Annotated in this window: 12 protein-coding genes; 8 read left to right on the forward strand and 4 right to left on the reverse strand. The window is 69.1% G+C overall.

What is annotated here, in order from left to right:
• Positions 1–6 precede the first annotated feature (6 nt).
• The 3 genes from ACFXKA_RS16045 to ACFXKA_RS16055 form a co-directional block, all read right to left on the reverse strand.
• On the reverse strand, positions 7–747 hold the full coding sequence (locus tag ACFXKA_RS16045; RefSeq protein WP_379427778.1) for an SDR family oxidoreductase: 741 nt from the start codon (positions 745–747) through the stop codon (positions 7–9).
• Between the two features lie 224 nt (positions 748–971).
• A complete protein-coding gene (gene rsmD, locus ACFXKA_RS16050; protein ID WP_354837829.1) occupies positions 972–1529 on the reverse strand; it encodes a 16S rRNA (guanine(966)-N(2))-methyltransferase RsmD in 558 nt (185 codons plus the stop codon).
• A complete protein-coding gene (locus ACFXKA_RS16055; protein WP_379427779.1) occupies positions 1526–4930 on the reverse strand; it encodes a pyruvate carboxylase in 3405 nt (1134 codons plus the stop codon). The genes rsmD and ACFXKA_RS16055 overlap by 4 nt, the downstream gene beginning before the upstream one ends.
• Positions 4931–5250: 320 nt before the next feature.
• Between ACFXKA_RS16055 and ACFXKA_RS16060 the strand changes: the two genes are divergently transcribed.
• The 6 genes from ACFXKA_RS16060 to ACFXKA_RS16085 all read left to right on the forward strand — a co-directional run bounded on the left by ACFXKA_RS16060 (position 5251) and on the right by ACFXKA_RS16085 (position 11386).
• The gene (locus ACFXKA_RS16060) at positions 5251–6450 is read left to right on the forward strand and encodes a hypothetical protein (protein WP_379427780.1); all 1200 of its coding nucleotides are present in this window, start codon (positions 5251–5253) and stop codon (positions 6448–6450) included.
• A 4-nt stretch (positions 6451–6454) separates the two neighbouring features.
• Positions 6455–7699, forward strand: coding sequence for a hypothetical protein (locus tag ACFXKA_RS16065; protein ID WP_379427781.1), 1245 nt, complete (start codon positions 6455–6457; stop codon positions 7697–7699).
• On the forward strand, positions 7696–8895 hold the full coding sequence (locus ACFXKA_RS16070) for a hypothetical protein (RefSeq protein ID WP_379427782.1): 1200 nt from the start codon (positions 7696–7698) through the stop codon (positions 8893–8895). The genes ACFXKA_RS16065 and ACFXKA_RS16070 overlap by 4 nt, the downstream gene beginning before the upstream one ends.
• Positions 8896–8969: 74 nt before the next feature.
• Positions 8970–10502 (forward strand): serine/threonine-protein kinase, encoded by a 1533-nt coding sequence (locus ACFXKA_RS16075; RefSeq protein ID WP_379427783.1) that lies wholly within the window; start codon positions 8970–8972, stop codon positions 10500–10502.
• Between the two features lie 271 nt (positions 10503–10773).
• Positions 10774–11169, forward strand: a complete 396-nt coding sequence (locus ACFXKA_RS16080) for a hypothetical protein (RefSeq protein ID WP_379427784.1) — start codon at positions 10774–10776, stop codon at positions 11167–11169.
• Between the two features lie 40 nt (positions 11170–11209).
• Entirely contained in the window at positions 11210–11386 is a 177-nt protein-coding gene (locus ACFXKA_RS16085) for a DUF1737 domain-containing protein (protein WP_354837843.1), read from the forward strand.
• Here ACFXKA_RS16085 and ACFXKA_RS16090 read toward each other — a convergent pair.
• Positions 11349–12266, reverse strand: coding sequence for a helix-turn-helix domain-containing protein (locus ACFXKA_RS16090; protein WP_379427785.1), 918 nt, complete (start codon positions 12264–12266; stop codon positions 11349–11351). The genes ACFXKA_RS16085 and ACFXKA_RS16090 overlap by 38 nt on opposite strands.
• Before the next feature lie 98 nt (positions 12267–12364).
• On the opposite strand from ACFXKA_RS16090, the gene ACFXKA_RS16095 reads away from it, so the two are divergent.
• Both ACFXKA_RS16095 and ACFXKA_RS16100 read left to right on the forward strand, forming a co-directional pair.
• A complete protein-coding gene (locus tag ACFXKA_RS16095) occupies positions 12365–13579 on the forward strand; it encodes a DUF445 domain-containing protein (protein WP_379427786.1) in 1215 nt (404 codons plus the stop codon).
• Positions 13580–13796: 217 nt separating this feature from the next.
• Positions 13797–15218: a short-chain fatty acyl-CoA regulator family protein gene (locus ACFXKA_RS16100; RefSeq protein ID WP_379386811.1), complete on the forward strand. Its 1422-nt coding sequence runs from the start codon at positions 13797–13799 to the stop codon at positions 15216–15218.
• Positions 15219–15269 lie beyond the last annotated feature (51 nt).

Genomic DNA, 15269 nt, shown 5'->3' on the forward strand with positions numbered 1-15269 from the left:
GACCCCTCAGCCGATCTGCTTCAGCCCGGCGCCGCTCACCAAGTATTCCGCCGCGCTGCCGGCATCGTCGGCGAGTTCGACCACCGCCTTGCCGACCTGTTCGGGCGTGAGCACCGGTGCCATCCCGGCGAGATAGGTTTCCACGTCGATGCCCTGCCGGGCGGCATACCCCGCGACCGCCTGCTGGCCGAGCCCGGTGGCCGGTGTCAGCCGGGGCAGCAGGGCCACGAACCGGATGCCGAGCCCCGCGCGGTCCGATTCCTCGGCGGCGTAGGCCCGGATGAACCGGATGGTGGACTTGGCTCCCGCGTATCCGCCGCTGAGCGGCGACCCGGCCAGCGCGGCCCCGCTCGACATGGCGATCACCGCGCTCCCCGGGGGCAGCGGCTCCCGCAGGGCTGCCCCGATCCAGACGAACGCCTGCTTGGTATCGGTCTCCCAGTTGCGGCTGAAGGTCTCCCAGGTCTGCTCGTGCACGGGGGCCAGGGGTGGAGTGGCCCCGGCATTGAGCACCAGCAATTCCGGCCGGTACACGCGAATCACCTTCTGCGCCACGGCTTCCTCGGTAGCGTCGGCCGCAACCGGCACGAACCTCTCCCCGAGCTCCACACGGACGTCCTGCAGTGCCTGCTCGTCCCGCGCCACGCCGATCACCCGCGCGCCCGACGCGACGAGTGAGGCGGCGATCGCCCGCCCGAATCCCCGGCTCGCACCGGTGACCACGGCGGTCCGTATCGAATCCGACATCACGTACTCCCTACTCCGGTCTGTTCCTGTCGGTATTCAGACCAGTGGCAGTCCGAGAATCCGTCGGCCCTCGCTCCGCGTTCTTCGTAGTCGCGAAGAATGAGCCACGCAAAGCGAGGAATTCCGCGACCCGCGGGCGCCGAGGAGCTCGCCGCTGCGGCAGCCGCGGGCGAACTCATCTTCGGCGCGACTCAGGACGCCGACGCCGTACTGCCGCGGACCACTCAGCCCTCGAATTCGGCGAGGTCGATGCGGGTTTCGCCGTAGGTGCGGGACTTCAGAGGTGCGTAGCCGTCGGGCCAGGACACCTCGGGCGAGCGGGTGGAGCGTTCGACGACGATGAGGGCGTCGTCGTGGAGCCAGCCGTTGGCGGCGAGGGCGCGGAGGTCGGCCTGCACGTCGGCGACGTCGAGGTCGTAGGGCGGGTCGGAGAAGACCAGGTCGTAGCGTTCCGGCGGCGCACCGGACAGGACGCTGGTGACCGAGTTCTGGCGCAGCTCCGCGCCCGGCAGCCCGAGGTCGCCGATATTGCCGCGAATGATGGCGGCGGCCTTGCGGTCCGCTTCGATGAGCAGCGCGTGCGAGGCGCCGCGGGACAGCGCCTCCAGGGCCAGCGCCCCCGAACCCGCGTAGAGGTCGAGGACGTGCAGGCCGTCGAAATCCATGCGGGCGTGCAGAAGGCTGAACAGGGCCTCGCGCACCCGGTCGGAGGTGGGGCGGGTGCCCGCCGGGGGGACGCGGAGGCGGCGGCCCCCGGCGGTACCCGCCACGATGCGGGTCATTCGGCGGCGGCCTCGGTGAGGCTCACGTCGACGAGCAGGTCGCCGCCCTCCACCTGCTGCACCTTGGTGATGGCCACGCGGCGGACCACGCCGGCGCGCGGGGCGGTGATGGCGGCCTCCATCTTCATGGCCTCGATGGTGCCGATGGTGTCGCCCGCCGCGACCGAATCGCCTTCGGAGACGGCCAGGGTCACCACGCCGGCGAAGGGCGCCGCGATGTGGCCGGCATTGGTCTTGTCGGCCTTCTCGGCGGCGGGGATCTCGCTGGCGATGGATCGGTCGCGCACCGTGATGGGGCGCAGCTGCCCGTTGAGGATGCACATGACCGTGCGCATGCCGCGCTCGTCGGGCTCGGAGATGGCCTCCAGGCCGATGAGCAGGGTGACTCCCTTGTCGAGCTGGACGTGATGTTCTTCATCGTGGCGCAGGCCGTAGAAGAACTGGTTGGCCGACAGCCCGGTGGTGTCGCCGAACTTCTCGCGGTGGGCGACGAATTCGGCGGTGGGGCCGGGGAACAGCAGGCGGTTGAGGGTGGCCCGGCGCTCCGCCGAGGTCCCGTTCAGCCCGGCTTCGTCGGCCGCGGTCAGCTGGGTCTCCGGCTTGGCGGGGCCGCGGCCGGCGAGGGCGCGGCTGCGGAAGGGTTCGGGCCAGCCGCCGGCCGGGGTGCCGAGTTCGCCGCGCAGGAACCCGATGACCGAGTCCGGGATGTCGTAGCGGCCCGGGTCGGCGGCGAAGTCCTCGACGTCGACGCCGGTGCCGACCAGTGCCAGCGCCAGATCGCCGACCACCTTGGAGGACGGGGTGACCTTGACCAGCCGGCCCAGCATCCGGTCGGCCGCGGCGTATTTGGCCTCGACCTGCTCGAACTGGTCGCCCAGGCCGAGCGCGATGGCCTGCTGGCGCAGGTTCGACAGCTGGCCGCCGGGAATCTCGTGGTGGTAGACGCGGCCGGTCGGCCCCGGCAGCCCGGATTCGAAGGGCGCGTACACCTTTCGCAGCGCCTCCCAGTACGGCTCGAGGTCGCATACGTTCTGCAGGTTCAGCCCGGTGTCGTGGGGCGAATTCGCCGCTGCCGCAACGATGGCCGAGAGCGCGGGCTGAGACGTGGTGCCCGCCATGGGCGCCGACGCGCCGTCGACGGCGTCCGCACCGGCCTGCCAGGCCGCCAGGTAGGTGGCCAGCTGGCCGCCCGGGGTGTCGTGGGTGTGCACGTGCACGGGCAGGTCGAACTCCCGGCGCAGCGCGGTGACCAGGGTGTGCGCGGCGGGCGCGCGCAGCAGTCCGGCCATGTCCTTGATGCCGATGACGTGCGCCCCGGCCTCGACGATCTGCTCGGCGAGCTTGAGGTAGTAGTCGAGGGTGTAGAGGTCCTCGCTCGGGTTCGACAGGTCGCCGGTGTAGCTGAGCGCGACTTCGGCCAGGGCGGTGCCGGTTTCGCGGACGGCGTCGATGGCCGGGCGCATCTGGTCGACATTGTTGAGCGCGTCGAAGATGCGGAAGATGTCGATGCCGGTGGCGGTGGCCTCGGAAACGAAAGCGCGCGTGACTTTTTCGGGGTACGGCGTGTAGCCGACGGTGTTGCGGCCGCGCAGCAGCATCTGCAGGTTGATGTTCGGCACCGCCTCGCGCAGCGCCGCGAGCCGCTCCCACGGGTCCTCGTAGAGGAAGCGCAGCGCCACGTCGTAGGTTGCGCCGCCCCAGCATTCGATGGACAGCAGCTCGGGCGTCATGCGCGCGACGTGTCCGGCCACATCGAGCAGGCCGTTGGTGCGGACCCGGGTGGCCAGCAGCGACTGGTGCGCGTCGCGGAAGGTGGTGTCGGTGACGGCCACCCCCTCGCGGTTGCGCAGCCACTGCGCGAAGCCCTCCGGTCCCAGCTCGAGCAGCCGCTGCCGGGAGCCGGGCGGGGGCGGCACGGTCATGTCGAGGGCGGGCAGCTTGTCGTGCGGGTACACCTTGGTCGGCCGCGAGCCGTGCGGCTTGTTCACGGTGACGTCGGCCAGGTACTGCAGGATCTTGGTACCGCGGTCGGCCGAGCTCTTGAGGGTGAGCAGCTGCGGCCGCTCGTCGATGAACGAGGTGGTCACCCGGCCCGCGCGGAAGTCCGGATCGTCCAGCACCGCGAGCAGGAACGGGATGTTGGTCGTCACGCCGCGGATGCGGAATTCGGCGACCGCGCGCCGGGCGCGCGCCACCGCGGTGGCGAAATCGCGCCCGCGGCAGGTGAGCTTGACCAGCATGGAGTCGAAGTAGGCCCCGACCTCCGCGCCGACATTCGCGCCGCCGTCCAGGCGCACGCCGGCGCCGCCGGGCGAGCGGTAGCCGGTGATGCGGCCGGTGTCGGGCCGGAAGCCGTTGGCCGGGTCCTCGGTGGTGATGCGGCACTGCAGCGCCGCGCCCCGGATCTGGATGCCGTCCTGGTTCAGGCCCAGATCCGCCAGCGTCTCCCCGGCGGCGATGCGCAGCTGCGACTGCACCAGGTCGACATCGGTGATCTCCTCGGTCACCGTGTGCTCCACCTGGATTCGCGGGTTCATCTCGATGAACACGTGATTGCCGCGCTCGTCGAGCAGGAATTCCACGGTGCCCGCGCAGGAGTAACCGATCTGGCGGGCGAAGGCCACCGCGTCGGCGCAAATGCGGTCGCGGAGTTCGGGATCCAGATTCGGGGCGGGGGCGAGCTCGATCACCTTCTGGTGGCGGCGCTGCAGCGAGCAGTCGCGCTCGAAGAGGTGGATGACATTGCCCTGCTGGTCGGCCAGGATCTGCACCTCGATGTGGCGGGGGTTGACCACGGCCTGCTCGAGGAACACGGTCGCGTCGCCGAAGGCGGATTCGGCCTCGCGCGCGGCGGCCTCGATGGATTCGCGCAGCTGGGCCGGATCGGTGACCCGCCGCATGCCGCGCCCGCCGCCGCCGGCCACGGCCTTGACGAACAGCGGGAACTCCATGGACTCCGCGGCCGTCATGAGCGCGTCCACATCGGCGGACGGTTCGCTCGAGCGCAGCACCGGCAGTCCGGCGGCCTTGGCGGCGGCGATGGCGCGCGCCTTGTTACCGGTCAGTTCGAGCACCTGCGCGGACGGGCCGATGAAGGTGATGCCCTCGCGGGCGCAGGCGGCGGCCAGGTCCGGGTTCTCCGACAGGAAGCCGTAGCCCGGGTAGATGGCGTCCGCACCGGCGCTCTTGGCGGCCTTGATGATCTCCTCGATCGACAGGTACGCCCGCACGGGGTGACCGGGCTCACCGATCTGGTAGGCCTCGTCGGCCTTGAGCCGGTGCACGGAGTTGCGGTCCTCGTACGGAAAAACCGCGACGGTACCGATGCCGAGCTCGTAGGCCGCGCGGAAGGCGCGAATGGCGATCTCGCCGCGGTTGGCGACCAGGACTTTGGAGAACATGGGTAGAAGGTACCCGCCCGGGGATACGGATCGGGCATCGAAGTCCCGTTCGGTGCAATCTTCACAGGACGGACCTGTCGGTTGCGAATTTGTGTTAATCACCGCGATACATCCCTGTCGGTGAGGGTTGCGACGCTCCGACCACGGAATTCGCCGTCATGCTAAGGATTGCGCCCCCGAGGCCCGCCGCGGCGCGGGCGCGCGCCGAGACATCCCGGTGCCCGGATCGCCGCGCGATCGTGTCCGAGACCACACCACCGGCGGCCAAAGCCGCGCGAGAAGACTTGCGCGCCGGTAACATCCGGCGCGAGGAGGGGACGGTGAGATCGTTCGCGTCGCGCGCGCCGCTGCTGTGCGGTGTCGCGGTCGTGCTCGCCGCCGCGACCGGCTGTACCACCAGCGTTTCCGGTCAACCGGTGCGGCAGCAGACCGATCCGGGCAGCCTCGAGGTCGGCAACTATCAGATCGCACCGCGCATGGTGGGAAATGCCAAGACCGACAAGCAATCCCGCATCCGCGAGTCACAGCGGCTGTCGGACTACGTGGCGCTGCCGTTCGAGGCCGACCGGGACTACGCCTACGAGTGCTCCAACGATGTCCGCCCGCACCTCGTCACCAATCACAAGGGCCTGGGCGACATCCTCATCAACGACACCTTCGACGAGGTCGCCCACGATCTGCGCGGCGGCTGGGTCGATACCTGGTGCACCGGATCCGATTCCGACGACAAGCACCGCAGGCTGAGCATCGCGGTGCTGGAGCTGCCGGACGCCGGGCGCGCCACGGCCGTCGGCCCCGCGCTCGAGCACGACGACTTCACCTACAACGTCGACAACCGGGCCGTCACCCTCCCGAAATACCCTGACAGCAAGGCGCATTGGCGGCCGAACGTAGCCTCGATCGGCTCCTGGACCGTGCACGATCGCTACGTCGTGTTCATCAAGGTGGTCGACGAGCTGGCCGCGGCACCGGATCTGCCCGACCTGACCGCCCGCACCGAGCGGATGCTGGACGTGGCGCTACCGCTGCTGGACCGGTTCCAGCCCACACCCGCGGACCGGTTCGAGCACCTGCCGCTCGATCCGGAGGGCATTCTCGGCCGCACCCTGCCGACGAATCCCGAAGAGCCCATGCGGCCGGATCCGGACGGGGTGTATACGGGCCGCGGCGCGCTGCAGAGCCTGACCGACAACGACCTCGATTTCCTGACGGTCGGCGACATCGACCTGGTCGGCTACGGAGACGCGCTGGTGTTCCACAGCCGGACCGGGACGGCGGCCCGGGCGCTGTGGGACCGGTGGAATCCGGCCACGGACACCTCCGGCGATCGCCGGAGCATCGCCCCGCCGCCGGGTTTCCCCGGCGACATCGGCTGTTTCGCGGTGCTGGACCACGGACATGCGGTCGCCAACCAGTGCAACTTCCACGTGGACCGGTACACCGTGCAGGTCGGCGCCATGAACGTGCCGGAGCTGTATCAGAAGACCTCGGCCGAGTACGTGCTGGTGACGAGCAGGTGACGGCGTGAGGCGAATCCGAGAATTCCGCAGGCCACGAACGGCTTTGGTGGTCGTGACGGTGGTGACGACGGTCCTGGCGTTCGGCATCGCGATGGCGTCGTCGACGGTTCCGGGTCGCCCGATCCCCGGCATGACACCGGCCGACGTCTCGAAACTCATTGTCGGACCGTATCCTTCGGCCCCGATCGAATACGCCCCGACGTACTCGGTCGCCACCGACGCATACCAGATCGAATCGCGCCGCATGATGACCTATCTGGTCGGCCCGGACGAAATCGATCCCGACGTCACGTATCTGGGCGGGGCCCGGGTGCTGGACACCTCCGACGCGAACTTCGACGACACCGACGGCCCCTTCCCCAAGGCCTGGCAGGCGGTCGCCCAGCACAATCGCATGATCGCGGGCGCGTACATCTGGCGCAACAACAACAGTGTCCGGGCGCGCAAGCACATCACGCTGGCGGTCATGCGGTTTCCGACCGAGCCGGCCGCCCGGGCCGCGATCGACGGGTTCGCCGATGCGCTGGCCGCCCCTGGGCTGCACCCGATTCCGATCGTCGGCGTCGACGCGCGGGCCTCGTCCATCACCGATGCCAAGGGCCAGGTCTTCGCGGTGCACGGCGTGTACGCGATCGTCGGCCACGCCGTGATCCCGCGGGCCGATCCGGCCGCGCTGGAGGTGCGACTGCGGGCCATGGTGCAGGCCCAGCTCGCCCGGATGGCCGATCTGACGCCGACGCCGCTGGAGGACCTCCCCGATCTGCCGATCAACCCCGACAACATCCTGGGATTGACGCTGCCGAACAAGTACGACACCTCCGATGCCGACCAGTTCGAATGGAATTACGGCGGTATCTACACCCCGGCGGGCGCCCTGCACTACGAGCGCGACGGCGCCGCCGCCCGCAAGGCATTCGCCGCGGCCGGGGTGGATCTGGTCGCCCGCAATGCCGCGACCGTCTACCGCACCCGGGACCTGGCGGCCGCCTTCGGTTTACAGGCCGCGCTGACCACCCTGGGCCGCGACGACGACGAATTCCCCAATCCGCCCGGCATCACCGACGCGCACTGCATCCAGCTCGATGAACCCGAGCCGATTCGCCAGTACACCTACCTCTGCGTGGTCGTGTACGGCCGGTATGTCGCGGTGATCGGGGCGGAGGCACGGTTCAGCGGCGGCGCACCGGCCTCGTTCCCGCAACGGGTGTCGGCGCAGTATTCGATGCTGGCCAAGAGCGGACAGTCATGACCACCGCGCGCACCAGCACCCTGCCCGGCCGCCTGGTCCTGCTGGCGTTGGCGGCCGTCCTCGCGGCGTCGTGCGGCGCGGACCATCGTGATCCCGCGACCCCCGCCTCGAAGGCCGCGATCGTCGACGCCTCCCAACTGGATCCGGGCAACTATCCGGTCGTACCGCGCACGATCACCAGCCAGAAGCCCGACATCACAGTGGGCGATCTGCTGCAGGAGTCGATCCGGATGGCCGAGCACGTACCGCTGGCGCTGGATATCGACAACCGCCTGGTGTTCAACAATTCCGCACACGCGATCACGGCGGACTACCCGCCGATCAGCATCGACAATTTCAATGACAAAGCGCCAGGCCTGATCTCGGGCTGGGAGTCGGGCGGGCGGCATCGGTCCGACACCACACTCGGACTGAACGTGGACATCACGGTGCTGCGGTTCGCGAAGCCCGAGCAGGCCGCGGCGGCCGGCAATTTCCTTGTCGGACTGGCCAGTCCGGATTATCCGGACAAGGCGCCGCTGCAGATTCCCGGATACCCCACCGCCAGGGCGGCGCTGACCTCGCTCGAATGGGTGAAGGCCACCTACGCGCGGGACGACTACCTCTACTGGCTCTACATCGAGGACGACCTCACGGTGCCCGACGGTCCGGGGGCTCTGCTGGACACGGCGAAACTGGTGCTGGACAAGACGATCGAGGCCATGCGGGACTACCGGCCCACCCCGCTCGATCAGCTCGCCGGGCTGGCCGCCGATCCCGAGGATCTACTCGGCCGCACCCTGCCGCCGGGCAAGGGCCAGATCTGGGCGACCGAGGGACTGTACGGTCCGCACGCCGCCCTGACCCTCGACGATCGGCCGGCGGCCACCCGGCGCGCCTTCGACGAGGCCGGAGTGGACCTGGTGGCGCACGCGCTCTCCGGCGTGTACCGGGCCCGGGACGCGGCCGGCGCGCAACGGCTCACCGGCGCCTTCGTGGACGAGCTGGGCGACCGGTACACATCCATCGACCCGCCGCCCGGCCTGGCGACCGCCCGGTGCCTGCAGCTGAAGGACGAGAAGAACGCCGCCGGAGCGAAATTCCTGTGCTATCTGCCCTACGACCACTTTGTCGCCGAGGTGTTCGCCGACCAGTCCCAGGATCTGCGCCAACGACTTTCGGCACAGTACGAGCTACTGGCATACGGGCACATCTGATGCCGGGCCGGGTGTGACGATCGTTGCTACATTCGAAAGGGTCGGGATCCCGGCAGTGCTGAGGGAGGATGTCCATGCCGTTGCGGCCCGGCACGATCGTGGGCGGCCACCGGGTGATCCGAGTGCTCGGCAGTGGCGGGATGGGCACCGTGTATCTGGTGCAGGATCCGATGTTCCCGCGGCGGCTCGACGCGCTGAAGGTGCTCAGCGCCGATCTGTCCCACGACGAGCACTACCGGGCGCGGTTCGAGCGCGAGGCGAATCTCGCGGCGGAACTGGATCATCCGAACATCGTCACGGTCTACGCGCGCGGCGAGGAGGACGGCCGGCTGTGGATCGCCATGCAGTACGTGCCCGGCACCGACGCCGCCGTGGAATTGAAGAAGAACCCCACCGGCCTGACGCCGCGGCGGGCGCTGCGCATCATCACCGAGGTCGGCAAGGCCCTCGACCACGCGCACCGGCGCGGGCTGCTGCACCGGGATGTGAAGCCCGCGAACTTCCTGCTCTCGCCGGGTGAACCGGACGGCGAGCCCGGCGGCGAGGAGCGGGTGCTGCTCACCGATTTCGGTGTGGCCAAATCGATTACCGACGGCCGCGAGCTCACCGCCACCGACAGCCTGATGGCGACGCTGGCCTACGCGCCGCCCGAACGCCTGGTCGCCGGGCCGCTCGACCATCGCGGCGACATCTACAGCCTGGGCTGCGCGTTCGTGAAGCTGCTCACCGGCCGCACCCCGTTCCCGGTGACCTCCCTGGCCCAGGCCACCCTGGGTCACCTTCAGGAGCCGCCGCCCGCGCTGAGCCCGCTGCGCCCGGATCTGCCGCCGGCGCTGGACGCGGTCATCGCCAAGGTGCTGGCCAAGGATCCGGACCACCGCTACGCCACCTGCCACGACTTCACCCGCGACGCGGAGCTGGCCTTGCAGGGCCGGATGCCTTCCGCCGCACCGATTGTCCCCGCGCCACCGGTCGCCGCCCGCCCGGTTCTCGAGGACGAACCGCCGACCGTGCGGATCGACCCGCAACGACCGCCCGCGCCGTACCGGCGGGTGTGGCTCGCTCCGGTCATCGCGGCGATCATCGTGCTGCTCGGTGTTTCGGGCGTCGCCGCCTACCTGGTCACCAACCACGACTCCGGCGGCTCGACCACCGTGACCACCACCGTGCACACCGATGCGCTGGATCAGGTGCGCTCCGCCCACCCCACCTTCCAGAACAAGACCGTCGCCGCGTTCAACTTCGGCGACGGCAGCCTCTCCGCCGACCTGGACACCAGCGATCAGGCGAAGTTCCTGGTGGACATCGGCTTTCGCTACAGCACCGACTACCGCGCCCAGCCCGGTGAGGCGTCGCCGCGCCCACTGTCCCCCTCCGACGTCTCGGTCCCCGACGTCGACATCGTGATCGTCGTGCGCACCGACCGGCAGGCGGGCAACGGCGGCCTGCGCGGCCTGCCCAGCAGCTTCCTCTCCTCCAGCCTCTCCCACGCCAGGCTGGTGATCGTCGACGATCCCGCCACCGTCCAGTCCTTCCAGACCTGGACCGACCGCTCCTCCGACGTCCTGGTCCAGAAGGTCGTGCCCGCCATCGTGAAGGTGCTCTGACCGAGCCCGGTCGACGTCCTCCGCATCGAGAGTTGTTGTGGCGCTTGGTGGTCGGCCCGGCGCAGTTGCGCCACCGTGGTTGGCCGGACCCGCCGGTCCTGTTACGCTGCGGCCCGGACAGGAGGTCGAGGTGATCGGAAAGCGGTGGGGGGTCCGGTGCCTGCCGGTTGTGGCCGTGCTGGCGCTGGCGGGATGCGGATCGTCCCCGGCAACCCAAATCAGTCCCGGTGCAACGACTTCCGCGCATTCGAACCGAGATCTGTGCACGCGGATGATCGACTTCTTCCACAACACGCTCGGCGTTCCCGAGGTGCAGGTGGCCGAACTCAGCCAGGGCACGATCGACGCTTCGATCGACACCAACGGATCCTGCTACCTGAACCTGCAGCGCCGCGCCCCCTACGTGGCGTGGCTGACGGTCCGCAATATGCGCAAGCCGGACCACACCGACCCGATCGGCGCCCGCTACCAGCGACTGGACGGTTTCGGTGAGGACGTCTGGCGCACCCCGGACGACAGCTATCTGACCCGGGTCGGCACCTGGGAAGGGATGCTGGCGATCGATGACAAGATCGCCGCGACGAGCTCGGTCCCACTGCGGATGACGGACCAGAAGGTGCAGGACACCATCCAATTCCTCATCGCGACCACCCGCGAGATGCAGTAGCGCCCGCCCCTCCGGAATCCGCCGTCCCTAGGCTGGCGTCATGACCGAGCAACCGCGACTGCGCTATCGACTGATCACCGGGCCCGACGACGCGACCTTCTGCGAGCGGATCAGCGCACTGCTGGACGAGGGGTATCGATTGCACGGATCACCGGCGGTGACATTCAACGGCACCGCGGTCATCGCCGCGCAGGCGGTGGTGTGGGGCGAGGACTGACGGGCTCGAGCCCGTCGCCGATGCGGCGGGCGGCCGCGGACAATTCCGTGAGGTAGTGGCGGCGTTCGGTGCGGGTGACATCCTCGCGCAGGGGGCCGATCTGTAATTCCATGACCGCGTGGCCGCCGCCGTCGAAAACCGGGGCACTCATATAACTGAGCGGCAGTGTCGCGTCGCTGTCGAACGTCTGCTGGTCGTAGGCGCTGCCGCCGAAGGTCGCCAGCTGTGCCAGCACCTTGCCCTGCAGCTCCGTGTTTCCCGGATGTTCGGCGAGGTGGTCGGCGACCTCGGAGAGCACCCGGACTCCGGGGAGGCTGTCGCGTTCCAGCCGCCACGCACAGTAGCCTGCGGTGCGCAGGGTATCGAGGACGGCGCGATATTCGTCACGCCGCTCGGCCCCGCGTGGGTCGATCCAATCCCGTTGGCGGGCAGCGCCGGTGTGGGCGATGATCGCGGCTCCGGCCGGAGCGAGCAGCGGAATCCGTACGCCGGACTCCATTCCCACGGTGAGGCGGTCGCGGGTGACGGCCACGAACTTCAGGTGGCCGCCGCTGAGCGCGGTCAGCGCCGCACCACAGTCGACGCGATCGGCCAGCCGCGCCAATTCCCGGTCCAGCCAGGCGCGATCGCGCTGCCCCAGCGCGGCGCGCGCCCCGACCGCGGCGAGCCGCTCGCCGAGTTCATAGCGCAGATCGGGCCGCCGGCGCACCCAGCCACCGTCGGCGAGCGCGGCCAGGATCGCTCCGGTGGTGGAGCGGTTCAGGTCCAGGGTGTCGGCGATCTCGGCGGAGGTGAGCGAGTCGTCCTGGGCGGCCAGCAGTTCCACGATGGCGATCACGCGCTGCGTGGGCGGTGAGCTCTCGGTCTTGCCAGTGGGCACGCAGGTCTCCTAGCCTGAGCCGCGGCACAAATAGCCGCACGGCTGAATACGAATAATTGCACCGAGGAGCAGGGCATGGCAACCACCGGGGTGAAGGGTTGATCGCGGATTTCGCCGACCACTGGCTGCTGTACTGCTCCATCCCGCTCGTCGCCGCCCTCATCGGCTGGGTGACCAAGATCGTCGCCGTGCAGATGCTGATGTATCCGCTCGAATTCAAGGGCATCCCACCGTGGCTGGGCTGGCAGGGCGTCATTCCACGCTCCGCGCCGCGTATGGCGACCATCGCGGTGGATCTCATGTTCGGCAAGCTCATCGATCCGCAGGACGTCATCGCCCGCATCGATGTCGCCGAGCTGACCACGCGGCTGCGCGAACCCCTCGACGCCGGTGTCGATTACATGGTCCGCGCCATGATGATGAAGCATCAGCCCCGGCTCTGGGTGAACATGCCCGACGCCGCCCAGCGCGCGATCATCGAACGCGCGCAACGGGATCTGCCGCAGCTGATCGAGGACATCGTCTACGACCTGCGCACCAATCTCGACCAGGTGATGGATCTGCGCGGCATGGCCATCAGCGCGCTGGTGGACGACAAGTCGCTGCTGGTGGAGATGGTGCGCCGGGTGGGCCGCAACGAGCTGCGCTTCATCGTGCGCTCGGGCCTGATCTTCGGCACGGTGCTGGGCTTCGTGCAGATGATCACCTGGGCGCTCACCCACTCCCCGCTGCTCATGCCCGCTTTCGGTGGTTTCACCGGATTGATCACCGACTGGCTGGCGTTGCAGATGATCTTCCGTCCGATCCGCCCGATCGGTATCGGACCGTTCAAGTGGCAGGGCCTGTTCCACAAGCGCCGGGAGCAGGTCTGCACCGACTACGGCGATCTCATCGCCACCGAGATCCTCACCCCCGCACGAATTCTCGAGGCCGTCCTCAATGGCGAGCGTGCCGACCGGTTGGCCTCTCTCCTGAGCCGGCACGCCAGCGAGTTCCTCGAACTGCAGACCGGCCCGGCCCGCCCGCTCATGATGATGGTCGCGCGCGACAGCTACACCGCCCTGGAACGCGATGCGGTCACCTTCGTGCTCGATCACGTCAAGGCCGCCGCGCACTCCGGTTTCGATCAGCACGCCATCGAGGCCCTGGATGTGCGCAACCTCGTCATCGAGAAGACGAAGCAACTCACCGACGACGAGTACGAGGGCCTGCTGCGCCCGGCGTTCAAACAGGACGAATGGAAGCTGGTGGCCATCGGCGCGGTGCTCGGGTTCCTGGTCGGCGAACTCCAGGTTCACTTGATTCTGGGGTGAACCCGCGGATTTCGGCATACATTCCGGACCTCGTTCCCCCTCGGCGGCGTCGGGTTGGTCGTACGATGGGGACTCGCGCGCAAAACCGCTCGTAGCATCGAATTCGCATGCTACGCAGGCCGTCCGCCATGGCGAAGTGCCACGCAGGGTCGGCGAAGTTGCGGCGAGTCTCCTCAAATTGCGATGTTTGCGAAGCCGAATCGGTACCATCCTGCACGTGCGCAAGATGTATGCGGGCGCCCGACTACGGCGGTTGCGCGAGGAACGGCGGATGACCCAGGCGGCCTTGGCCAAATCCCTGGACCTGTCCCCCAGCTACCTCAACCAGCTCGAACGTGATCAGCGGCCGCTCACCATTCCCGTGCTGCTGAAACTGAATTCCACCTTCGACCTCGATGTGCAGTTCTTCGCCGCGGACTCCGACGCGCGGCTGGTCTCGGACCTGCACGAGATCCTGGTGGAGGCCGCGGGTGGCAATGCCGCGCCGGTGGCCGAGGTCGAGGACCTGGCCACCCGCATGCCCGAGGTCGCGAAAATCGTTGTGGCCATGCACCGCCGACTACGTGCCGCGACCGACCAGTTGGATCTCTTGTCCTCCAAGGTGGCCACCCCCACCGGCGCACCCGGCGTCCCCATGCCCTACGAGGACGTGCGCGACTTCTTCTACGATCACCATAATCACATCGCCCAGCTGGATCTCGCGGCCGAGCGGCTGTTCGAGGAGAGCGGACTCACCATCGGCTCCCTCGACCGGCAGCTGGCCCGGGTCGCGGAGGAACGCGCCGGGGTCACCGTCCTGGTCCGCGGCGACGGCGCCGATCCGAACATCCCCAAGCGCCACTACGAGCCCGAGACCCGCACCCTCACCCTGGCCCGGCGGCTGCGGCCCGGGCAGCGGGCCTTCCAGATCGCCACCACCCTGGCCTTCCTGCTGCACGGCGGCCTGCTCGACGAGGTTCTCGACGAAAGTCCCGCGCTCACCGGCGAATCCCGCACCCTGGCCCGGATCGGGCTGGCCAACTACTTCGCCGGCGCGCTCGTCCTGCCGTACAGCAAGTTCCTGCGCTCGGCCGAGGAGCTGCACTACGACATCGACCTGCTGAGCCTGCGCTTCGAGGTCGGCTTCGAGACCGTCTGCCATCGGCTCAGCACCCTGCAGCGGCAGGGCCAGCGCGGGGTGCCGTTCTTCCTGATCCGCACCGATCGCGCGGGCAATATCTCGAAACGCCAGTCCGCCACCGCCTTCCACTTCTCCCGGGTGGGTGGCAGCTGCCCGCTGTGGGTGGTGCACGAGGCGTTCAATCATCCCGGCCGCATGCTGTCCCAGATCGCCGCCATGCCCGACGGACGGCGCTACCTGTGGGTGGCCCGCACCACCGCGCCCACCCCGACCGGATTCGGCACGGCCGGAAAGGAATTCGCGATCGGACTGGGCTGCGACATCGAATACGCCGACCGGCTGGTGTATTCGCGCAGCCTGGAGCTGGACGATCCGGCCGCGGCCGCGCCCATCGGCGCGGGCTGCAAGGTGTGCGAGCGCCCCGGCTGCGCCCAGCGCGCCTTCCCGCAGATCGGGCGGCCGCTGGCGATCAGCGAGCACACCAGTTCGGATCTGCCGTATCCCCGTCTGCCCCGCTGAGATTCCCGCATAACGCGCCGAGCGCCCACCCGGCTACCGCCGAGTTCCCCG

Source organism: Nocardia sp. NPDC059228 (assembly GCF_042754245.1).
Classification (GTDB): domain Bacteria; phylum Actinomycetota; class Actinomycetes; order Mycobacteriales; family Mycobacteriaceae; genus Nocardia.

Excerpts from the sequence above, each read along its gene's own strand:
- ACFXKA_RS16045 (WP_379427778.1), bottom strand. The coding sequence starts at position 747 with ATGTCGGATTCGATACGGACCGCCGTGGTCACCGGTGCGAGCCGGGGA.
- rsmD (WP_354837829.1), bottom strand. The coding sequence starts at position 1,529 with ATGACCCGCATCGTGGCGGGTACCGCCGGGGGCCGCCGCCTCCGCGTC.
- ACFXKA_RS16055 (WP_379427779.1), bottom strand. The coding sequence starts at position 4,930 with ATGTTCTCCAAAGTCCTGGTCGCCAACCGCGGCGAGATCGCCATTCGC.
- ACFXKA_RS16070 (WP_379427782.1), top strand. The coding sequence starts at position 7,696 with ATGACCACCGCGCGCACCAGCACCCTGCCCGGCCGCCTGGTCCTGCTG.
- ACFXKA_RS16075 (WP_379427783.1), top strand. The coding sequence starts at position 8,970 with ATGCCGTTGCGGCCCGGCACGATCGTGGGCGGCCACCGGGTGATCCGA.
- ACFXKA_RS16080 (WP_379427784.1), top strand. The coding sequence starts at position 10,774 with ATGATCGACTTCTTCCACAACACGCTCGGCGTTCCCGAGGTGCAGGTG.
- ACFXKA_RS16085 (WP_354837843.1), top strand. The coding sequence starts at position 11,210 with ATGACCGAGCAACCGCGACTGCGCTATCGACTGATCACCGGGCCCGAC.